Raw genomic sequence first — 20,759 nt, 5'->3', positions numbered from 1 at the left:
GTAGCCTGACTCCCGTATGAAGCACGGGAGTTCCTTCGTGTGCCGCCGAACTGCACTGTTTGCCATATTGTCTGATTCACCCTTCGTCGTGACCTGAGGGCCCACCAGCGGATACGATCCCGGTCAGCTCAGTCCGTACCCTCACCACACCACCCGTCCCCACGGGTGGCGGGGCCCCGTCCCAGGCCCCGAAGGCTAGCCAGGACAGGAACCATGCGATCCGCGACCGTCCCCCCGCCGCGCTCCCCGCGGTTGGGCCGTGGTTGGTACCTCACCGCCGTGCTCAGCGCCGTGCTGGCCGTCGGCATGTGCCTGCTCGGTTGGCGTCAGGCCGAGCAGGCCGACCGGATCGGCGCGCACCCCGTGAGAGTGGACGGCGTCGTCACCCAGATGCCTACCGGCGGCGGCTCCTACAGCACCGTCAGCTACCGGGCCGCCGGTCAGCAGCACACGGCTGCGGCGCTGCCGCTGGCGGACGGCGCCAAGGTCGGTGACGCGGTCTGCCTGGAGCACGCCGCCGACGATCCCGGCGCGGTCCGGATCTGTGGTGCCACCTACCCGCAGCCGGTCGGCGTCGGGCTGGCACGGTTCAGCGTGCCGGTGGCCGTGCTGCTCTTCCTGATCTGCGTGCTGCGGATCCGCCGGCACCGTCGGGCTATCGCCGTTCGCGGCGGCAACGGGCGGTTCGCCACCACCGTCGCCCTGGCGACCGGCGCGCTGGCCGAAGGGATGCCCGCGATAACGCAGGGCAAGCGCTCGCGCCGGAAGCGGCGTTCGGGCGGGCGGCGCGGCCTGCACTGAGGTCGCGCGCCGCCCTGCGCGCCCCGACCCGGGCAGCCGCGATCGTGGACGTCGGAAGAGTGCCGGAGGGCCTGCGGAGAACCCGCGCCGGGCGGGCGGCGTGCCCCCTTGCCGAACCGGTCGGTGCCAGGGTGAACAATGGGGGCGTGACCCGAGCCTCTCTGGACAAGCAGCCGCACGAAGTCGCCGCCATGTTCGACGACGTCGCGGCCAAGTACGACCGCACCAACGACGTGCTCTCCCTCGGCCAGGCCCGCGCCTGGCGCCGGGCGGTGGCCGAGGCGGTGGCCGCCGGACCGGGCGACGTCGTGCTCGACCTCGGGGCCGGCACCGGTACCTCCTCGCTGCCCTTCGCCGAGGCGGGCGCCACGGTCGTCCCGTGCGACTTCTCGGTCGGCATGCTCGCGGAGGGCAAGCGCCGCCACCCCGAGCTGCCGCTCACCGCCGGGGACGCGACCAGGCTGCCGTTCGCCGACAACACCTTCGACTCGGTGACGATCTCCTTCGCGCTGCGCAACGTGCAGGACACCGACGCCGGACTGAGCGAGATGTTCCGCGTCACCAAGCCCGGCGGCAAGCTGGTGATCTGCGAGTTCTCGACGCCGACCTGGACGCCGTTCCGCACGGTCTACACCGAGTACCTGATGCGTGCGCTGCCGCCGGTAGCCACCGCCGTCAGCAGCAACCCGGATGCCTACGTCTACCTCGCCGAGTCCATCCGTGAGTGGCCGGACCAGCCCGCGCTGGCCGCCAAGCTGCAGGAGGCCGGCTGGTCCAAGGTCGCCTGGCGCAACCTCACCGGCGGGATCGTCGCCCTGCACCGGGCCTACAAGGTCTCGTAGCGCGTCGGTGGCCCGCGCGAGGACGGGGAGTGGGCCCAGGGCCGAAGTCGGCCCGGGGAGAGGGACCAGGGCCGAAGTCGGGCCGGGGAGTGGGGCCGACGCCGGGGATGGAACCGGGTCCGAGGCCGGGGCCCGCACCTGGATTCGGGGGTGCGTCGCAGGAGCCGCCCTCGGATTCGGGCCCGGGGGCGGCAACTAGACTGCCGGGGACAACGCCTCCGTCCCCCAGCCGTAGCTCCAGGAGAGTGCCCACCGTGTCCGAGACCGCAGCCGACCTGACGAAGCCGGACAGCCCCGTGGAGAGCACCGCGGACGTCATCGTGGTCGGTGCGGGCCCGGCCGGCGCCACCACCGCGTACTACCTCGCCCAGGCCGGCCTGGACGTACTGCTGTTGGAGAAGACCTCGTTCCCCCGCGAGAAGGTGTGCGGCGACGGCCTGACGCCCCGTGCCACCAAGCAGCTGGTCGACATGGGGATCGACGTGTCGCTCGAGAACGGCTGGCTGCACAACAAGGGCCTGCGGATCATCGGCGGAGGCGTCCGGCTGGAGCTGGACTGGCCGGAGCTGTCCGCGTTCCCCGACTACGGACTGGTCCGCAAGCGCGCTGACTTCGACGAGCTGCTCGCCCGTCAGGCGGAGAAGGCCGGCGCCCGGCTGTACGAGCGGTGCAACGTCAGCGGCCCGGTGCTGGACGACCGGACCGGGCGGATCGTCGGTGTCACCGCCCGGCTCGGTGACGAGAAGCGCGCGGTGACCTTCCGCGCCCCGCTGGTCGTCGCGGCCGACGGCAACTCCACCCGCCTTTCGCTGGCCATGGGCCTGCACCGCCGCGAGGACCGTCCGATGGGTGTCGCCTACCGGACGTACTTCACCTCCCCGCGCCATGACGACGACTACCTGGAGTCCTGGCTGGAGCTGTGGGACACCCGCGCCGGGGACCGCAAGCTGCTGCCCGGCTACGGCTGGATCTTCGGCATGGGCGACGGCACCTCCAACGTCGGTCTCGGCATCCTCAACTCCTCGCCCGCCTTCGGCGAGCTGGACTGGCGCGACGTGCTCAAGGCCTGGTGCGCCAGCATGCCGGCCGAGTGGGGCTACACCCCCGAGAACATGACCGACCCGATCCGCGGCGCCGCCCTGCCGATGGCCTTCAACCGGCAGCCGCACTACACCCGCGGCCTGCTGCTCGTCGGCGACGCCGGCGGCATGGTCAACCCGTTCAACGGTGAGGGCATCGCCTATGCGATGGAATCCGGCCAGATCGCCGCAGGCGTCATCGTCCAGGCCAACGCCCGGGTGACGGACGCCGGTCGCGAGCGGGCCCTCCAGGCCTACCCGCGCATTCTCAAGGACGTCTACGGGGGCTACTACACCCTCGGCCGCGCCTTCGTGAAGCTCATCGGCAACCCCAAGGTGATGCAGCTCGCCACCCAGCGCGGCCTGACCCACCCGATGCTGATGAAGTTCGTCCTCAAGATGCTCGCCAACCTGACGGACCCGCAGGGCGGCGATGCCATGGACCGCATCATCAACGGTCTGGCCCGCGTCGCCCCGAACGCCTGACGACAGCTCCCCGGCCCGGCGCCGCTCCTGCTTCCGGCGGGAGGGCCCGGGCCGTCCCGCGGGCCGTTACTGCTCCCGGCCGTTACTGCTCCGGGCGGTTACTGCTCCCGGCGGCTGGCGGTGGAGCGCTGCTCGACGTAGGCGAGGCGCTCGGCGAAGACCCGGCCGGCGTCCGGAGTGAGCGTGCGCAGGGCGACCAGGGCTGTGAAGACGACGTCGCAAAGCTCGTGCTGGACGTCCTCCCAGGTGTGGGTGACACCCTTGCGGGGGTTCTGGCCGGTGACGCCGACCACTGCGGCGCCCACCTCGCCCACCTCCTCCGAGAGTTTGAGAATGCGGAGCAGACGCTCCTCCTGCGGGGAGAGCACGCTCTCCCGGTCCAGCCAGGCGACCAACTGGTCGACGCTCTCCCAGATCCTGCTGTCCATCGGCGCTGCTCCCGTACGGCTTCGGTGACGTCGACCACCGTACGGGAGCGGGGCACGGGGCTCAGCGGGAGCTGATCTTCACGTTCCGGATGTTCACGGGGAGGGTCGGGAAGCCGTCGCCAGGGTTGTTCTGGTCGTCCTCGCCACCGGCGGCGATCTTCTGCAGGACGTCCAGCCCGGAGGTGACCCGGCCGAACGGGGTGTAGGCGGGCGACAGCTTGGTGTCCTTCCAGACGAAGAAGAACTGGCTGCCGTTGGTGTTCGGCCCGGCGTTGGCCATGGCCACGGTCCCGGCGGGGTAGGTGGCGCCGGAGAGGTTCTCGTCAGGGAATGAGTAGCCCGGGCCGCCGCTGCCGGTGCCGGTCGGGTCGCCGCACTGCAGGACGAAGATCCGCTGAGTGGTGAGCCGGTGGCAGTGGCTCCGGTCGAAGTAGTCGTGCTCAGCGAGGAAGCGGAACGAGAACGTGGTGCAGGGCGCCTCGGCGGTCAGGGCCTGGAAGGTGATCGCGCCCTGGCTGGTCTTCAAGGTCGCGCTGTACGGCTTGGCCGCCTTCTTGGAGTTGAAGACCGGGATGCCCTTGAAGTTGTCGGCGGGCACCGCCGGGGTGTACGTGCAGGTGGAGTCAGTGGGCGCGGCGGGTCCGGCCGACGCGGTCTCCGCGGCAGCGGTGCCGGTGGTCGCGGCTAGCAGGAGGACGCTGGCGGCGGCGGGCAACGCCCAGTGCTTGCGGTTCATGTGACGGGCCTTCCGGGGGATGGTGGACGGCTGGATTGTCATGGCGACATCATCCACGTCCGGGTAGAGATCCGGTAGACGCCGGGGGCGAGAGGTGGGCGGTGTGCGGCAGTGGCGGGTGTCGTGCGGGGGTTCGAGCCCTGTGGCTCGGGTCCAGGCCGTGGCGGGTGACGGGCATCGGCGGTGTGGTTGGGCGTTCAGTCTTCGGCAGGTGTGATGAACAGGCCGGCACGGGCGGCCAGGGCGGCGGCGTCGGCGGCCTGCTCGGCGGTACGGGCGTCCAGGGGTTCGCCGGTGACGAAGAGGCGGTAGTAGAGCGGGGCCGTCGCCGCCCGGACCACCTCGGCGCCGTCCGTTCCTTCGGGCAGCTCACCCCGTTCGACGGCCCGTGCGGCCACCGTGGCGGCCTGGCGGTGGCGCGCCGTAAAGAAGACCCGCAGGGCGGTGGCGCCGATGTCGGAGCGTTGGGCGGCGGCGATCAGTGCGGTCGGGGTCGGGCCCAGTTCGGGGTCGGTGAAGACGGCGTACACCTCGCGGGTGATCTCACGCAGGTCGGCGGCGAGGTCGCCGGTGTCGGGGAGCGGCCAGGGCTGATCGGCGGAGGCGGTGAGCGCGTCCGCGACCAGCCCGTTCACCCCGCCCCAGCGGCGGTACAGGGTGGCCTTGTGGACGCCCGAGCGGGCCGCGACCGCCTCGACGGTCAGTCCCTCGTAGGCCTTCTCGGTCACCTCGGCGAGCGTCGCGGCCACCACGTCCGCACGCACCCGGGCGCTGCGTCCACCGGGGCGGGGTGTGGGCGTTCGAGACTCGCTCACGGTCGACTCCATTCGCCTCGGCGTGCGGCAGTCGCAGCACCATGCCAACCCCGATGTTAATGCGACACAAGTCGCCTTTTGGCACCCGGGTGAGGTGGCCGAAGCTGAAAGCCGTTGATCGCGGGCGGTTCGGTGCGCGAGGATTGCGGGCCTTGGTGCAGGCCCTTCGAGAAGGCCTGCGATGCTCCGAGATCCGTCCGATGTCGTACGGGATTCTCCTCGTCGGTTCCGTTCGCTTCGGAGAGGTCCTGCCCATGCGCACGTCGTCGTCCTTCCTTCGTGATGTACCGGTGCTGTTGGTGGCAGTGGTGTGGGGGTCGAGCTTTCTCGCGGTCCAGCAGGTCGCCGAGCCGGAGACGGTAGTGGCGATGCTGGTGCTGCGGTTCGGTCTGGTGCTGCCGCTACTGGGGGTGCTCGCATGGCGGGCACTGCGGGGGCTGAGCAGGGCCGAGTGGCTGGGCGGGGCCCTGCTGGGGTTGGTGCTCGGTGGGGTCTTTCTGCTGGAGACGTACGGTGCGGTGCACACCTCCGCGACCAATGCCGGCCTGATCATCAGCCTCACGATGGTGTTCACTCCGCTCGCTGAGAGCGCGCTCACCCGAACCCCGCTGCCACGGGCGTTTCTTGCGGCGGCCGGTCTGGCGGTGGTGGGTGTCGCTCTGCTCACCGGCGGCGGGCTGAAGGCGCCGACGGTTGGCGATCTGTTGGTGCTCGGTGCCGCCGTGGTGCGGACCGTGCACGTGCTCGCCATGGCCCGCGTCCGGGCGATTGAGGAGACCGACACGCTGGCCCTCACCTGGGTCCAACTCGCGACCGCCACGGTGGTGTTCGCCGTCGTCGCGCCGATCGCCGGGCCGCTGCCGTGGACGGTCGCGGCCTCGTACGGGCCCACCGAGTGGGCTTGGTTGTTGCATCTGACACTGCTCTGCACGCTGTTCGCCTTCTTCGTTCAGATGTGGGCCGTCCGCGCCACCTCGCCGTCCCGGGTCAGCCTGCTGCTCGGCACCGAGCCGCTCTGGGCCGCCGTCTTCGGGATCACCCTCGCCGGCAACCACTTGGGTCCGCTCGCCCTTCTCGGAGGTGCTCTCGTCCTGCTCGCCACCGAATGGGGGCGCCGCAGCGCCGTCGGGAAGGGACGGGACGAACAGCTGGCGGCGGAGCTGGACGTGGAGGTGGAGGTGGAGGCGGCTCCGGCCTGACCGTGCGCGGCCGTCATCGGCGCCCCAGGGTGCGGCGGGCGTAGGCAACGGTGACGACGGCGACCAGCGGACCCCAGGCGACCAACGGGAGGTAGCAGAGGGTCATGATCAGACCTGCGGTGCCGTGGGGGGCTTCCGGGCTGCTCATCGCGGATGCCCAGCCGCCGAACAGGGAAGACATGCCGACCCAGGTGAGAGCAGCGGATCCGAGGGCGGCCGGGACGATCGCGGCGATCGGATGGACGGTGCGGCCGCCGATCAGGGGGACCCAGCGGGGCACCACCTCGCCCCAGGGGCGGACCAGGCCGAGGGTGAGGAAGGCCACCGCTTCGGCCAGACCGCTCAGCAGTACGACGTAGACGGTGCCCCAGCCCGGGATGTAGCGGTCGGTCGTCGCGGCGAGCTCGCCACTGAAGCCGACCGGAACTCCCAGCCCGAGGGCGACCCGCCAGAGACCGGACGGCACGGTGGTCCAGACGGTGGCCCTGGCGGCAAGGTCGGCCCAGCGGGGTACGCCGGGTACGGCGCCGCGTCGGCCGCGGGCTGTTCCGGCGGCCGGCGTGGCGGCCGCGGGGGCACCGAGGCCGGTGGGGTGCGTGGGCACTGCGGCGGTGGCGGTCGCGGTGTCGGTCATGACGGTGAACTCCCTTCGCGGTCGGCCCCGGTGGCCGATCCGATGGGTCAAGCCTGGCGGCCGGACGGAGGCGGCAACAGATGCCGATCGGGCTGTTCCGGCTGCTCAGAAGGCATGCGGAATGTGCCGATCGGCACAGGCGGCAAGCGTCGGCGGTCCATAAGCTGATCGTCGAGAGGAGGCGATGATGAGTCAGATCCTGGCGGTGGTGGTTCCCGTCGCTGTGCTGCTCGGCTGGGCGGCGCGGAACAGGTGCGGGGTTGCCGTCGTGGCCGGTGCGGCCGGGGCGGGTTCGGTAGGGGTCACGGTGGGCGTCTGGGGCGCCGGCCGCTGGGCCGAGTCGGACCGGTGGTGCGGGCTGGTCGGCTTGCTCGAACTCGCCTCGCTGCTCGTCCTGTTGGTATCGACGCTGCGGGCCGAGGGCGGACGACGGTCCGCGCTGGTGACCTGGACGATCGCAGGTGCCGTGGCACTCCAGCCGTCCCGATTTCTGGGGATCGTCGGGCCCGAAGACGCGTTGACGCTCTTCGGCTTCGGTTCGGTGTTCTCGGTGCCCGCAGTGCTGATGGGGTTGTACCTGCGCGGGCTGGACGACACCCGCCGCCGCTCGGTGGCTGTCGCACGTCGCACTCAGCGGCTCGAACTGGCTCATGATCTGCACGACTTCGTCGCGCACGACGTCAGCGGCATGGTCGCTCAGGCGCAGGCGGGTATGGTGCTGGCCGCCTCGGATCCGGCCAGAGCGGTGGCCCTGTTCGAGCGGATAGAGCGGGCCGGGCAGCAGGCGCTGGCCTCGCTCGACCGGACCGTCCACCTGCTGCGCAGTGAGGAGACGGAGATGCCGGAGCGTGGTCCGCAGCCGGGCCTGGCCGAGCTCGAAGAGCTGACCGATCGGTTCGCGGAGTCCGGTGGCGTCACCGTGCGGTTGGATGCCTCTGTCGACCAGCCCGGGGTGCCCAGGGAGGTGGCGGCAACGGCATACCGGGTCGTGGTGGAGGCGTTGACCAACGTGCGCCGGCACGCGCCCGCCGCGTCCGTCGTCGACGTCCGGGTGCGGCGCGAGGGGCGATGGCTGAAGGTCGCGGTCCAGGACGACGGTGGTGCTCCGCAGCAGTCCGGTACGCGCTTCGGCGAGGCCTTCCGCGGGGGCAGTGGACTTGCCGGGCTGGCAGCCCGGGTGGAGGCGCTGGGCGGAGCGCTCGCCTCGGGGCGGGAAGGCTCCGACGGCTGGCTGGTCACCGCGACGATGCCGTTGGAGGGGCGATGAGTATCCGGGTTCTTCTCGCGGACGACGACGAGGCGATCCGCAGTGCGTATCGGATCATTCTGGACGCCCAGCCCGACATCGAGGTGGTGGGTGAGGCCGAGGACGGCGAGGCGGCGGTGGAGCAGGCCGACCGGTTGCGGCCGGACGTGATCCTTGCGGACATCAGGATGCCGAGGCTGGACGGACTGGAGCTGACCCAGCGGTTGGGCGAGAAGTACCGGGTCGTCGTGGTGACGACCTTCGACCTTGACGAGTACGTGCACGCGGCGATCCGCGCCGGGGCGGCCGGCTTCTTGCTGAAGCGGTCCGGACCGGCCCTGCTCGCCGAGGCGGTGCGGGCAGCGGTCGCTGGGGACGCGTTGATCAGCCCACAGGTCACCGTGCGTCTCCTACGTCAGCTGTCGCAGCAGGATCACGGGCCGTATCAGGCGCAGCCAGTGCGACAGGCGGCGCGTCGGGCGCAGTGGTCACAGCGGTCACAGGAGCAGGGGAGGAAGGACGGAGCAGCGAACCAGGAGGCGCAGGGCAGCAGGGAGCGCCCCGGCCCGGCGTTCGTCGAGGAACTCACCGCCAGGGAAAAGGAGATCGCCCAGCTTGTCGCCGGCGGATCGACCAATGCGGAGATCGGATCGCAGCTGTTCATCACCGCCGGGACGGTGAAGAACCACCTGGCCACGATCCAGCGCAAGATCGGCGCCCGCAACCGCGTCGGTGTCGCGGCCTGGGTGTGGGAGAGCGGTTACTGAACCACGCGGTCCCGGGGTGAGCGCCTGATCCGGGTGGCACCAGGCCGGGCCGCCCCCCAACCGGTGGCCCCAACCGGCGGCCCAGCCACCCCGGCCCAGCGGCCCCCACCAACAACAGCCGCCCCAGCCAGACCGGGTGCTCGCTCCACCGCCTCCACCGCGACCCACGGCGGGCCCCGAACCCACCTCCGAGCACAGCCCGCGAAGGCGGCCGCGGAGGCGGCCCGGATCGGAGCCCCGAGGGCGCCCCTGAGCCGCTCCCCGAAACCGCCCCTCGAAGCCCAACAGGGCCAGCGTGTGGCGCGCCGCGAGAACGGACGCTCGCGCGCTTGTGAACGAAGGGTCAAGCGGACGTTCGGAGGGCCGCCACCCCTGCGGGTGAGGCGCTATAACACGTCAACATGACGCTCGGAAATTTGCCCTGAGCGGCCCATGGTTGATATAGGAGCGACGCCCTGACCTGCCGCTTCGCAGATGAATGCGACTTATTGTGACCATTTGACTGCTTTGCGTTGACAGCTCCGGGCATGTTCACTTCCATCACCATTCCGGGGGTGGCGTAGATCACAAAGATCGCTGTGAACTGCGTGTCGCAGATCACAAGCCGACGGGCATAGGATGCGCTCGTTCCAGGCTTTGTGAACTGCCTCACATGGGGTGGATCTCGGGAACTGGAACGCGGGTCCACCACAGCGTGACCCGTCGGTTCCGATCTGCAGTCAAGGACGACTGGACGGAGGGAGCGGGGGCTATGAATGCCTACGCGCCGATCCTCGTACTCGGTGCCATCGCGGCGGCGTTCGCGGTCGGCTCCGTCGTGATGGCCTCACTGACCGGCCCCAAGCGCTACAACCGGGCCAAGTTGGAGGCGTACGAGTGCGGCATCGAGCCGACCCCGCAGCCCGTGGGCGGCGGTCGGTTCCCGATCAAGTACTACCTGACGGCGATGCTCTTCATCGTCTTCGACATCGAGATCGTCTTCCTTTATCCGTGGGCGGTGAGCTTCGACGCCCTGGGGATCTTCGGGCTGGTCGAGATGCTCCTGTTCATCGCCACCGTCTTCGTTGCGTACGCCTACGTCTGGCGCCGCGGCGGCCTGGAGTGGGACTGAGTGCGGGGCGGCCGCTGACTTTGTGAACGGGCGGACAAGCCCGGACGGGTGCAGAGGCCCGAACCAGCGCACGGACCAGAGGACTTGAGCGCACCGAGGGTATTGAGAGGGATCTGATGGGAATCGAGGAGAAGCTGCCGAGCGGCTTTCTGCTCACGAGTGTGGAGACGGCCGCGGGCTGGGTGCGCAAGGCGTCGCTCTTCCCGGCCACCTTCGGACTCGCCTGCTGCGCGATCGAGATGATGACCACCGGGGCTGGCCGCTACGACCTGGCCCGGTTCGGGATGGAGGTCTTCCGGGGCTCCCCCCGGCAGGCCGATCTGATGATCGTGGCAGGTCGGGTGAGCCAGAAGATGGCGCCGGTCCTGCGCCAGGTGTACGACCAGATGGCGAACCCGAAGTGGGTCATCTCGATGGGGGTCTGCGCCTCCTCGGGCGGGATGTTCAACAACTACGCCATCGTGCAGGGCGTCGACCACATCGTCCCGGTGGACATCTACCTTCCCGGGTGTCCGCCCCGCCCGGAGATGCTGATGGACGCCATCCTGAAGCTGCACGACAAGATCCAGCACGAGCCGCTGGGCGCGAACCGGCGCCGGGCCGAGGAGTTGGGCGAGGCACTGGCCCTGCAGGCCACCCCGGTGAGTGAGATGCGGGGGCAGCTGCGATGAACGACCAGGTACCCGAGACCCGCCGCGACCAGGAGCAGCCACGCCGGGAGATCCCCGTGGAGGTGGTCGGCCGGCGCCAGGGCATGTTCGGCGCCCAGGGTAGTGGCGACACCTCCGGCTTCGGCGGGCTCGACGCCCCGATCGCCCTGCCGTCTGCCACCGAACGCCCGTACGGCGGCTGGTTCGACGAGGTCGCGGACGAGTTGGAGGGCGCGCTGGAGGAGCAGGGCCTGGAACCGGTGGACGTGATCGAGAAGACCGTCGTCGACCGCGCCGAGCTCACCTTCCACATCGCCCGTGAACACCTGCTCAAGACCGTGCGCATCCTGCGTGACGACCCCGCGCTCCGCTTCGAGCTCTGTCTCGGTGTGAGCGGAGTGCACTACCCGGGCGACCAGGGCCGTGAGCTGCACGCGGTCTACCACCTGCGCTCGATCACCCACGGTCGGCTGATCAGGGTGGAGGTCACCGCGCCGGACGCCGACCCGCGCATCCCGTCGGTGGTCAGCGTCTACCCGACCAACGACTGGCACGAGCGCGAGACCTACGACTTCTTCGGTCTGGTCTTCGAGGGCCACCCAGCCCTCACCCGGATCATGATGCCGGACGACTGGCTGGGCCACCCGCAGCGCAAGGACTACCCGCTCGGCGGCATCCCCGTCGAGTACAAGGGCGCTCAGATCCCGGCACCCGACCAGCGGAGGTCGTACAGCTGATGAGTACTCAGTACTACGAAGAGGCGGCGGCCGGCGAGGCCGCAGCGGCCGGAGCCCGGGAGACCACCGAGGGCCGCGTCTTCACCGTCACCGGGGGCGACTGGGGCGAGGTGGTCGAAGCCGTCGGCCGGGCCGACGACGAGCGCATCATCGTCAACATGGGGCCCCAGCACCCGTCCACCCACGGTGTGCTGCGGTTGATCCTGGAGATCGACGGCGAGACGGTGAAGCAGGCCCGCTGCGGGATCGGCTACCTCCACACCGGCATCGAGAAGAACATGGAGTTCCGCAGCTGGGTCCAGGGGACCACCTTCGTGACCCGGATGGATTACCTGACTCCGCTGTTCAACGAGACCGCCTACTGCCTCGCGGTCGAGAAGCTGCTCGGCATCACCGACGACATCCCCGACCGGGCCAACGTCATCCGCGTCATGATGATGGAGCTCAACCGGGTCTCCTCGCACCTGGTCTGCCTGGCCACCGGTGGCATGGAGATCGGCGGAATCACGCTGATGACCTACGGGTTCCGTGACCGTGAGACGGTCCTGGACGTCTTCGAGCTGGTCACCGGCCTGCGGATGAACCACGCGTACGTCCGCCCCGGCGGCCTGGCCCAGGACCTCCCGCCCGGTGCGGTCGACCAGATCCACGAGGCGGTGAAGACCCTCCGCTCCCGGATGCACGAGTACGACAAACTCGCCACCGGCAACCCGGTGTTCAAGGCGCGCCTGGTCGATGTCGGCTTCCTCGACCTGCCCGGCTGCCTGGCCCTCGGGGCCACCGGTCCGGTCCTGCGCTCCACCGGCCTGCCGCACGACCTGCGGAAGACCGATCCGTACTGCGGCTACGAGGACTACGACTTCGAGGTCGCGATCGCCGACAGTGCCGACTCCTACGGTCGCTTCCTGATCCGCTTGGAGGAGATGAAGCAGTCGCTGCGGATCGTCGAGCAGTGCCTGGAGCGGCTCCGCCCCGGCCCGGTCATGGTGGCCGACAAGAAGATCGCCTGGCCCGCCCAACTGGCCGTCGGCCCGGACGGCATGGGTAACTCGCTCGACCACATCCGCAAGATCATGGGTACCTCGATGGAGGCCCTGATCCACCACTTCAAGCTGGTCACCGAGGGTTTCCGGGTCCCGGTCGGCCAGGCGTACGCGGCGGTCGAGTCGCCCAAGGGCGAGCTGGGCGTGCACGTGGTCAGCGACGGCGGGACGCGCCCGTACCGGGTTCACTTCCGGGATCCGTCGTTCACCAATCTGCAGTCGATGGCGGCGATGTGCGAGGGCGGCCAGGTCGCCGACGTGATCGTCGCGGTGGCCGGGCTCGACCCGGTGATGGGAGGCGTGGACCGGTGACAGACGTCCAGTTGGGGATGCCGGCGCTGCCGGCCAAGCCGTACCCCGAGGAGGTGCACGCCCGTCTGGTCGACGACGCGAAGGAGCTGATCGGGCGCTATCCGGTGGCCCGCTCCGCGCTGCTTCCGCTGCTGCACCTGGTGCAGGCGGAGGAGGGCTTCGTCAGCCCGACCGGCATCCGGTTCTGCGCCGAGCAGTTGGACCTCACCACCGCCGAGGTCACCGCCGTCGCCACCTTCTACACCATGTACCGGCGGCGGCCGGCCGGGAAGTACCACGTCGGAGTCTGCACCAACACCCTCTGCGCCGTGCTCGGGGGCGACCAGATCTTCGACGAGCTCCAGCAGCACCTCGGGATCAAGAACAACGAGACCACCGAGGACGGCGAGATCTCGATCGAGCACATCGAGTGCAACGCCGCCTGCGACTACGCCCCCGTCGTGATGGTCAACTGGGAGTTCTTCGACGACCAGACCCCGGAGAGCGCCAGGCGGCTGGTCGACGACCTGCGGGCGGGCCGGGAGGTCCACCCCACCCGCGGCGCCCGGCTCTGCAGCTTCAAGGAGTCCGCCCGCATCCTGGCCGGCTTCCCCGACGAGCGCCCCGGCGCCGTCGACGAGTCCGGTGCCGGCGGCGCACCCTCGCTGGCAGGCCTGCGGCTGGCCAAGGGCGAGGCCCTGCCCGGCACCGGTGGCACCCGGGTCGTCTCGCCCCGTCACGAAGGGACCGAAGCGTGATGACCTCCGCCGAGCCGGCCGAGAAGCTGCTCACCCCCGTGCTCTCCGCCTCCTGGGACGACAACCGCCCCTGGACGCTGGCCACCTACCGCCGCCACGCCGGCTACGAGGGCTTGAAGGCGGCCCTCGCGATGCCCCCGGACGACGTGATCGCGCTGGTCAAGGACTCCGGTCTGCGCGGCCGTGGCGGAGCCGGCTTCCCCACCGGGATGAAGTGGCAGTTCATCCCGCAGAACGACGGCAAGCCGCACTACCTGGTGGTGAACGCGGACGAGTCCGAGCCGGGCACCTGCAAGGACATCCCGCTGCTGTTCGCCAACCCGCACGCGCTGATCGAGGGCATGATCATCGCCTCCTACGCGATCCGCTGCGACCACGCGTTCATCTACCTGCGGGGCGAGGTCGTCCCGGTGCTGCGCCGCCTCCAGGCCGCCGTCGCCGAGGCCTACCGGGCCGGGCTGCTCGGCAAGAACATCCTGGACTCCGGCACCGATCTCGACATCACCGTGCACGCCGGCGCCGGCGCCTACATCTGCGGTGAGGAGACCGCCCTGCTGGACTCGCTGGAGGGGCGCCGCGGCCAGCCCCGGCTGCGCCCGCCGTTCCCGGCGATCGCCGGCCTCTACGCCTGCCCCACGGTGGTCAACAACGTCGAGTCGATCGCCTCGGTGCCGCCGATCCTGGCCCGTGGCAAGGAGTGGTTCAAGGGCCTGGGCACGGAGAAGTCCCCCGGCTTCACGCTCTACTCGCTCTCCGGTCACGTCACCAACCCCGGCCAGTACGAGGCCCCGCTCGGTGTCACGCTGCGCCAGTTGCTGGACATCAGCGGTGGTGTCCGGGCCGGGCACCGGCTCAAGTTCTGGACGCCGGGCGGTTCCTCCACCCCGATGTTCACCGACGAGCACCTCGACGTCCCGCTCGACTACGAGGGCGTCGGCGCGGCCGGTTCGATGCTCGGCACCAAGGCTCTGCAGATCTTCGACGAGACCACCTGCGTGGTCCGGGCCGTCACCCGCTGGACGGAGTTCTACGCCCACGAGTCCTGCGGCAAGTGCACGCCCTGCCGCGAGGGGACGTACTGGCTCGTCCAGTTGCTCAAGCGGATCGAGGCCGGCGAGGGAGTCGACGGCGACCTGGAGAAGCTGCTCGACATCGCCGACAACATCAACGGCAAGTCCTTCTGCGCCCTGGGTGACGGCGCGGCCAGCCCGATCGTCTCCTCGCTCCAGCACTTCCGGGCCGAATACGAGCAGCACCTTGCCGAGCGCCGCTGCCCGTTCGACCCGGCCGCCTCCACCGTCTGGGCCGACGGCCCCCGCCCCGGCCACCAGTCCGCCACCGAAAGGGAGGTGCACGCGTGACGATCACAGAACCAGCCACCTCCAAGGCCGCGGTCGACCTGGTCACGCTCACCATCGACGGCGTCGAAGTGCAGGTCCCCAAGGGGACGTTGGTGATCCGGGCCGCCGAGCAGATCGGCACCCAGATCCCGCGCTTCTGCGACCACCCGCTGCTCGACCCGGCCGGCGCCTGCCGGCAGTGCATCGTCGAGATCGAGGGCCAGCGCAAGCCCGTCGCCTCGTGCACGATCCCGGTCGCCGAGGGCATGGTGGTCCGGACGCAGGTCAGCTCGCCGGTCGCCGAGAAGGCCCAGCGCGGCGTGATGGAACTGCTGCTGATCAACCACCCGCTGGACTGTCCGGTCTGCGACAAGGGCGGCGAGTGCCCGCTGCAGAACCAGGCGATGTCCACCGGGGACACCGACTCCCGCTTCGAGGGGATGAAGCGGACCTACGAGAAGCCGGTGCCGATCAGCACCCAGGTGCTGCTGGACCGCGAGCGCTGCGTGCTCTGCGCCCGCTGCACCCGCTTCTCGCAGCAGATCGCCGGGGACCCGTTCATCGACCTGGTCGAGCGCGGCGCCCTCCAGCAGGTCGGCACCGGCCAGGGCGACGACTTCGAGTCGTACTTCTCCGGCAACACCATCCAGATCTGCCCGGTCGGCGCGCTCACCTCGGCGGCTTATCGTTTCCGCTCCCGCCCGTTCGACCTGGTCTCCTCGCCGAGCGTCTGCGAGCACTGCTCCTCCGGCTGCGCGCAGCGCACCGACCACCGGCGCGGCAAGGTGCTGCGTCGCCTCGCGGGTGAGGACCCGGCGGTCAACGAGGAGTGGAACTGCGACAAGGGCCGGTTCGCCTTCCGCTACGCGCAGCAGCGCGACCGGCTCGCCACCCCGCTGGTCCGCGACTCCGCGACGGGTGAACTCGTCGCCGCCTCCTGGCCGGAGGCGCTGGCCCGGGCCGCCGAGGGGCTGCGCGGCGCCCGCGCCGGCGTGCTCACCGGCGGCCGCGTCACCGTCGAGGACGCCTACGCCTACGCCAAGTTCGCCCGGGTGGTGTTCGGCACCAACGACGTGGACTTCCGGGCCCGCCCGCACAGCGGCGAGGAGGCGGACTTCCTGGCCGCCGCCGTCGCCGGCCGCGGCACCGATCTGGACGGCGTCGGCGTCGACTACGAGGCACTGGAGGGCGCCCCGGCCGTGCTGCTCGCGGGCTTCGAGCCCGAGGAGGAGTCGCCGATCGTCTTCCTGCGGCTGCGCAAGGCCACCCGGGCGAGCGGCCTCAAGGTGTTCTCGATCGCCGCCTACGGCTCCCGGGGCCTGGCCAAGTTGCGCGGTGCACTGCTGCCCGCGGCCCCCGGTACCGAGGTCGAATGGCTCTCCGCCCTCGCCGCCGACGAGCCGCTGAACGACGATGCCGGCCGCGCCGCCGAACTGCTCCGCACACCCGGTGCCGTCATCCTGGCCGGTGAGCGGCTGGCCGCCGCTCCCGGTGCGCTGACCGCCGCGCTGCGGCTCGCGCACGCCACCGGTGCCCGGCTCGCCTGGATCCCGCGCCGGGCCGGCGAGCGCGGCGCCGTCGAGGCGGGCGCGCTGCCCGGGCTGTTGCCCGGCGGCCGTCCGGTCACCGCCCCGGCCGCCCGGGCCGAGGCCGCCGCTGCCTGGGGAGTGGCCGAACTCCCGGCCCGGCTCGGCCGGGACACCGACCAGATCCTCGCGGCCGCCGCCCACGGCGACCTGGACGCGCTGCTGGTCGGCGGCGTCGACCCGGACGACCTGCCGGATCCGGCGCTCGCCGAGGAGGCACTGTCCGCCGTGCCGTTCGTGGTGTCGCTGGAGCTGCGCCCGTCCGCCGTCACCGCGCGGGCCGACGTGGTGCTGCCGGTCGCCGCGGTGGCCGAGAAGGCCGGGACCTTCCTGGACTGGGAGGGCCGGGTGCGGATGTTCGAGCCCGCGCTCAAGCCCGACCAGCAGATGAGCCGGCACCTGTACCCGGACGTCCGGGTGCTGAACATGCTGGCGGCCGCGCTCGGTCACCGGCTCGGCCTGCCCGACGTCCGGGCCGCCCGGCTGGAGCTGGACCGGTTCGAGCCGTGGACCGGCGACCACCCGGCCGCACCCGCCGCGCACCCCGCGCTCCTGCCCAGGCCGGCCACCGGCCAGGCGGTGCTCGCAGGGTGGCGCCAGCTACTGGACAACGGCTCGCTCCAGCAGGGCGATCCGCACCTGGCCGGCACCCGGCACCCGGCTGTCGCCAGGATCTCACCGGCCACCGCCGAGGAGATCGGGGCCACCGCGGTGCCTGCCGCGACCGCCTCCGGGGCTCCCGCCGCAGCGCTCGTCCCGGCCCTGCGGCTGACCGGCCCGGCCGGGTCGCTCACCCTGCCGCTGGAGATCACCAAGGACATCCCGGACCGGACGGTCTGGATCCCGCTCAACTCCACCCCGGGCGGCGCCTACCGCACCCTGGGCACCACCGTGGGCCACCTGGTGACGATCGCCGCCGACACCGTCGCCGTCGACACGACCGCCGCCGGGACCGGCGCGGAGCGCGCCGCCGGAGAAGGCACCGTCGCAGCCGCCGCAGTCGCCCCGGCCGCCGCCCCGACCGCCGAAGGGGAGGACCGATGAACCTCGCCGCATACGAGACCCTGGGTTTCTTCGGCCGCGACCCCTGGTGGCTGGTCCTGCTCAAGGCCGTCTTCTGCTTCGTGTTCCTGGTCGGCACCGTGCTGATCTCGATCGTCTGGGAGCGCAAGGTGGTGGCCTGGATGCAGCTGCGCATCGGGCCCAACCGGAACGGCCCGTGGGGCATGCTGCAGTCCCTCGCGGACGGCGTGAAGCTGGCGCTCAAGGAAGACCTGGTGGTCAAGGGCGCCGACAAGGTGGTCTACATCCTGGCCCCGATCGTCTGTGCCATCCCCGCTTTCATGGCCTTCGCGGTGATCCCCTTCGGCCCGGCCGGCGACGAGGTGTCGATCTTCGGCACCCGGACCCCGTTGCAGCTGACGGACTTCCCGGTGGCGCTGCTGTACATCCTGGCCACCGCCTCGGTCGGGATCTACGGCATCGTGCTGGCCGGCTGGTCGTCAGGTTCGACCTATCCGCTGCTCGGCGGGTTGCGCTCCTCGGCGCAGATGATCAGCTACGAGATCGCGATGGGCCTGTCCTTCGCGGCGGTGTTCATCTACTCGGGCTCGATGTCCACCTCGGAGATCGTCGCCTCGCAGCAGCCGACCTGGTTCGCGGTGCTGCTGCCGGTCTCCTTCATCGTCTACATCATCGCCATGGTCGGCGAGACCAACCGGGCGCCGTTCGACCTCCCGGAGGCCGAGGGCGAGCTGGTCGGCGGCTTCAACACCGAGTACTCCTCGCTGAAGTTCGCGATGTTCATGCTGGCCGAGTACGTCAACATGGTCACCGTCTCGGCCGTCGCCTCCACGCTCTTCCTGGGCGGCTGGCGGGCCCCCTGGCCGGTCTCCACCTTCTGGGAGGGGGCCAACCACGGCTGGTGGCCGATGCTCTGGATCACGCTGAAGATCCAGTTGCTGATCTTCTTCTTCATCTGGCTGCGCGGCACCCTGCCCCGGCTGCGCTACGACCAGTTCATGAAGCTCGGCTGGAAGGTCCTGATCCCGGTCTCGCTGGTCTGGCTGGTCATGGTGGCCAGCGTCCGGGCCCTGCGGAACGAGGGCTACGACTTCGGCGAGGTGGTGCTGTACATCGGTGCGCCGGCCGGCGCGATCCTGCTGCTGGCCCTGCTGCGGGACGCCCTGAAGCGCAAGCCCGAACCGGCCGGGCCGGAAGCCGAAGGCGCGCCACCCGGCGATGAGTTCGACCCGATGGCCGGCGGCTACCCGGTACCTCCGCTGCCCGGTCAGCAGCTCCCGCCGGTCCCGCGCCGGCCCAGCCGCGCCCCGAAGCAACTCCAGGACGCCCTCAACGGGGCCGACCATTCCGAAGGGAGCTGACCGAGATGTCGTCCGACCAGAACGACAGGACCGACAAGCCGTCCGTGCTCGGGCCGGCCGCCGGCTTCGGCGTGACCTTCAAGGCCATGTTCAAGAAGCGGATCACCGAGCAGTACCCGGAGCTGAAGAAGCCCACGGCTCCGCGCTTCCACGGCCGCCACCAGCTGAACCGGCACCCGGACGGACTGGAGAAGTGCGTCGGCTGCGAGCTCTGCGCCTGGGCCTGCCCGGCCGATGCGATCTACGTGGAGGGCGCCGACAACCAGGAGGAGGAGCGTTACTCGCCGGGTGAGCGGTACGGGGCGGTCTACCAGATCAACTACGCGCGCTGCATCCTCTGCGGCCTCTGCGTCGAAGCCTGCCCGACCCGCGCGCTCACCATGACCAACGAGTACGAACTCGCGGACTCCTCGCGCAAGGACCTCATCTTCACCAAGGACCAGCTGCTGGTCGGCCTCTCCGAAGGCATGGTCGACACGCCGCACTCGATCTTCCCGGGCGCCGACGAGGGCGCCTACTACCGGGGCGAGATCACTGCGGCGGCGCCCGGGACGGTCCAGCAGGAGCGCACCGATCGGGAGAAGGAGGCCCAGCAGTGACCGCCCTGAACCTCGCCGAGCACGGCTCGGCGCTCGCCGCCACCGGGACGACCTCGACCGGCGAGGCCGTTCAGTTCTGGGTGCTCGCGGTGATCGCCGTCGGCGGAGCGCTCGGCATGCTGCTGATGCGGAAGGCCGTGCACAGCGCGCTCTGCCTCGCCGCGACCATGCTCGCCCTGGCGGTCTGTTACATGGCCCAGGGCGCGGTCTTCCTGGGCGTGGTGCAGATCGTCGTCTACACCGGCGCCATCATGATGCTGTTCCTGTTCGTGGTGATGCTGGTCGGCGTCACCAGTGCGGACTCGCTGAAGGAGCAGCTGAAGGGCCAGCGGTTCGCCGCCGTCCTCTGCGGGATCGGTTTCGGCGTGCTGCTGATCGCCGGCATCGCGAACGCCAGGCTGGACACCTTCACCGGCCTCGCCGAGGCCAACGCCGAGGGCAACGTCCAGGGCCTGGCCCGGCTGATCTTCACCAAGTACGTCTGGGCCTTCGAGGTCACCGGCGCGCTGCTGATCACCGCCGCGATCGGCGCCATGGTGCTGACCCACCGTGAGCACGTGAAGGCGCCGAAGACGCAGCGGGAGCTCGCCGCCCAGCGGGTCAAGGACAACATCCAGCTGCCGCCGCTGCCCGCGCCCGGGGTCTACGCCCGGCACAACGCGGTCGACATCCCGGCCCTGCTGCCGGACGGCACCATCGCCGAGGACTCGGTGATGGAGACCCTGCGCGAGCGCGGCCAGATCCGCGACGTCAGCCAGGAGATGCTGCGGCGGATGGCTGAGCTGGAAGCCTCCACCGCCGACTGGCTGGGCCGTCCGCCGTCCGCGCGCCCGCCGGTCGCCGGCCCGCGCAAGGCGCTGGAGCCGGTGCCGAACGACCGGCCGGCACCGGCCGGCCACGACGAGGAGGGCGCGGAGTGAATCCGGTCAACTACCTCTATCTCTCCGCACTGTTGTTCACCATCGGCGCCTCCGGCGTGCTGATCCGGCGGAACGCGATCGTGCTGTTCATGTGCGTGGAGCTGATGCTCAACGCCTCGAACCTGGCACTCGTCACGTTCTCCCGGCTGCACGGCAATCTGGACGGCCAGATCATCGCGTTCTTCACCATGGTGGTCGCGGCGGCCGAGGTCGTGGTCGGCCTCGCCATCATCGTGTCCATCTTCCGGACCAGGCACTCGGCTTCGGTCGATGACAGCAACCTGATGAAGCTGTAGGCGGAGGGCCT

21 protein-coding genes are annotated in these 20,759 nt (G+C 70.6%); 17 read left to right on the top strand and 4 right to left on the bottom strand.

The window, feature by feature from the left end; all coding sequences use genetic code 11:
- Positions 1-213 precede the first annotated feature (213 nt).
- The 3 genes from AB0J08_RS00885 (at position 214) to AB0J08_RS00875 (ending at position 3,208) form a co-directional block, all read left to right on the top strand.
- On the top strand, positions 214-801 hold the full coding sequence (locus AB0J08_RS00885) for a hypothetical protein (protein WP_360624653.1): 588 nt from the start codon (positions 214-216) through the stop codon (positions 799-801).
- Positions 802-947: 146 nt separating this feature from the next.
- Complete coding sequence (locus AB0J08_RS00880; RefSeq protein WP_360624650.1) at positions 948-1,643, top strand: demethylmenaquinone methyltransferase; 696 nt, start codon at positions 948-950, stop codon at positions 1,641-1,643.
- Between the two features lie 275 nt (positions 1,644-1,918).
- Positions 1,919-3,208, top strand: coding sequence for a geranylgeranyl reductase family protein (locus AB0J08_RS00875; RefSeq protein ID WP_360625152.1), 1,290 nt, complete (start codon positions 1,919-1,921; stop codon positions 3,206-3,208).
- Between the two features lie 98 nt (positions 3,209-3,306).
- On the opposite strand, the gene AB0J08_RS00870 is transcribed toward AB0J08_RS00875, so the two are convergent.
- The 3 genes from AB0J08_RS00870 to AB0J08_RS00860 all read right to left on the bottom strand — a co-directional run bounded on the left by AB0J08_RS00870 (position 3,307) and on the right by AB0J08_RS00860 (position 5,187).
- Positions 3,307-3,636 carry a MazG-like family protein gene (locus AB0J08_RS00870; RefSeq protein WP_360624647.1) on the bottom strand — a complete coding sequence of 110 codons (330 nt, stop codon included), beginning with the start codon at positions 3,634-3,636 and terminating at the stop codon, positions 3,307-3,309.
- Between the two features lie 61 nt (positions 3,637-3,697).
- Entirely contained in the window at positions 3,698-4,414 is a 717-nt protein-coding gene (locus AB0J08_RS00865) for a peptidylprolyl isomerase (RefSeq protein WP_360624644.1), read from the bottom strand.
- A gap of 155 nt (positions 4,415-4,569) precedes the next feature.
- Positions 4,570-5,187, bottom strand: coding sequence for a TetR-like C-terminal domain-containing protein (locus tag AB0J08_RS00860; protein WP_360624641.1), 618 nt, complete (start codon positions 5,185-5,187; stop codon positions 4,570-4,572).
- Positions 5,188-5,441: 254 nt separating this feature from the next.
- Here AB0J08_RS00860 and AB0J08_RS00855 point away from each other — a divergent pair, with 254 nt between their 5' ends.
- The gene (locus AB0J08_RS00855; protein ID WP_360624638.1) at positions 5,442-6,386 is read left to right on the top strand and encodes a DMT family transporter; all 945 of its coding nucleotides are present in this window, start codon (positions 5,442-5,444) and stop codon (positions 6,384-6,386) included.
- Positions 6,387-6,399: 13 nt separating this feature from the next.
- Here AB0J08_RS00855 and AB0J08_RS00850 read toward each other — a convergent pair whose 3' ends face one another.
- On the bottom strand, positions 6,400-7,020 hold the full coding sequence (locus AB0J08_RS00850; RefSeq protein ID WP_360624635.1) for a hypothetical protein: 621 nt from the start codon (positions 7,018-7,020) through the stop codon (positions 6,400-6,402).
- Between the two features lie 184 nt (positions 7,021-7,204).
- Between AB0J08_RS00850 and AB0J08_RS00845 the strand changes: the two genes are divergently transcribed.
- From AB0J08_RS00845 to nuoK, 13 genes are all read left to right on the top strand, one after another.
- Positions 7,205-8,287: a histidine kinase gene (locus AB0J08_RS00845; protein ID WP_360624632.1), complete on the top strand. Its 1,083-nt coding sequence runs from the start codon at positions 7,205-7,207 to the stop codon at positions 8,285-8,287.
- The gene (locus AB0J08_RS00840; RefSeq protein ID WP_360624629.1) at positions 8,284-9,033 is read left to right on the top strand and encodes a response regulator transcription factor; all 750 of its coding nucleotides are present in this window, start codon (positions 8,284-8,286) and stop codon (positions 9,031-9,033) included. Before AB0J08_RS00845 ends, AB0J08_RS00840 begins: the two co-directional genes overlap by 4 nt.
- Positions 9,034-9,784: 751 nt before the next feature.
- The gene (locus AB0J08_RS00835; protein ID WP_014137597.1) at positions 9,785-10,144 is read left to right on the top strand and encodes an NADH-quinone oxidoreductase subunit A; all 360 of its coding nucleotides are present in this window, start codon (positions 9,785-9,787) and stop codon (positions 10,142-10,144) included.
- A 116-nt stretch (positions 10,145-10,260) separates the two neighbouring features.
- A complete protein-coding gene (locus tag AB0J08_RS00830; protein WP_360624626.1) occupies positions 10,261-10,815 on the top strand; it encodes an NADH-quinone oxidoreductase subunit B family protein in 555 nt (184 codons plus the stop codon).
- Entirely contained in the window at positions 10,812-11,531 is a 720-nt protein-coding gene (locus tag AB0J08_RS00825) for an NADH-quinone oxidoreductase subunit C (protein WP_360624623.1), read from the top strand. Before AB0J08_RS00830 ends, AB0J08_RS00825 begins: the two co-directional genes overlap by 4 nt.
- Positions 11,531-12,886: an NADH-quinone oxidoreductase subunit D gene (locus AB0J08_RS00820; RefSeq protein WP_360624620.1), complete on the top strand. Its 1,356-nt coding sequence runs from the start codon at positions 11,531-11,533 to the stop codon at positions 12,884-12,886. Before AB0J08_RS00825 ends, AB0J08_RS00820 begins: the two co-directional genes overlap by 1 nt.
- Entirely contained in the window at positions 12,883-13,623 is a 741-nt protein-coding gene (nuoE, locus tag AB0J08_RS00815) for an NADH-quinone oxidoreductase subunit NuoE (RefSeq protein ID WP_360624617.1), read from the top strand. Before AB0J08_RS00820 ends, nuoE begins: the two co-directional genes overlap by 4 nt.
- Entirely contained in the window at positions 13,623-14,984 is a 1,362-nt protein-coding gene (gene nuoF / locus AB0J08_RS00810) for an NADH-quinone oxidoreductase subunit NuoF (RefSeq protein ID WP_360624614.1), read from the top strand. Before nuoE ends, nuoF begins: the two co-directional genes overlap by 1 nt.
- Positions 14,981-17,593, top strand: coding sequence for an NADH-quinone oxidoreductase subunit G (locus AB0J08_RS00805; RefSeq protein WP_360624611.1), 2,613 nt, complete (start codon positions 14,981-14,983; stop codon positions 17,591-17,593). Before nuoF ends, AB0J08_RS00805 begins: the two co-directional genes overlap by 4 nt.
- Positions 17,590-18,933: an NADH-quinone oxidoreductase subunit NuoH gene (nuoH, locus tag AB0J08_RS00800; RefSeq protein WP_360624608.1), complete on the top strand. Its 1,344-nt coding sequence runs from the start codon at positions 17,590-17,592 to the stop codon at positions 18,931-18,933. The genes AB0J08_RS00805 and nuoH overlap by 4 nt, the downstream gene beginning before the upstream one ends.
- Before the next feature lie 5 nt (positions 18,934-18,938).
- Entirely contained in the window at positions 18,939-19,532 is a 594-nt protein-coding gene (nuoI, locus tag AB0J08_RS00795) for an NADH-quinone oxidoreductase subunit NuoI (protein WP_360624605.1), read from the top strand.
- Positions 19,529-20,452 (top strand): NADH-quinone oxidoreductase subunit J, encoded by a 924-nt coding sequence (locus tag AB0J08_RS00790; protein WP_360624602.1) that lies wholly within the window; start codon positions 19,529-19,531, stop codon positions 20,450-20,452. Before nuoI ends, AB0J08_RS00790 begins: the two co-directional genes overlap by 4 nt.
- Complete coding sequence (gene nuoK, locus AB0J08_RS00785; protein WP_209412994.1) at positions 20,449-20,748, top strand: NADH-quinone oxidoreductase subunit NuoK; 300 nt, start codon at positions 20,449-20,451, stop codon at positions 20,746-20,748. The genes AB0J08_RS00790 and nuoK overlap by 4 nt, the downstream gene beginning before the upstream one ends.
- Positions 20,749-20,759 lie beyond the last annotated feature (11 nt).

The organism is Kitasatospora sp. NPDC050463 (genome assembly GCF_040655255.1).
Taxonomy (GTDB): Bacteria; Actinomycetota; Actinomycetes; order Streptomycetales; family Streptomycetaceae; genus Kitasatospora.
The sequence above is the reverse complement of the archived record's forward strand: the minus strand, read 5'-3'. Positions and strand labels throughout refer to the sequence as shown.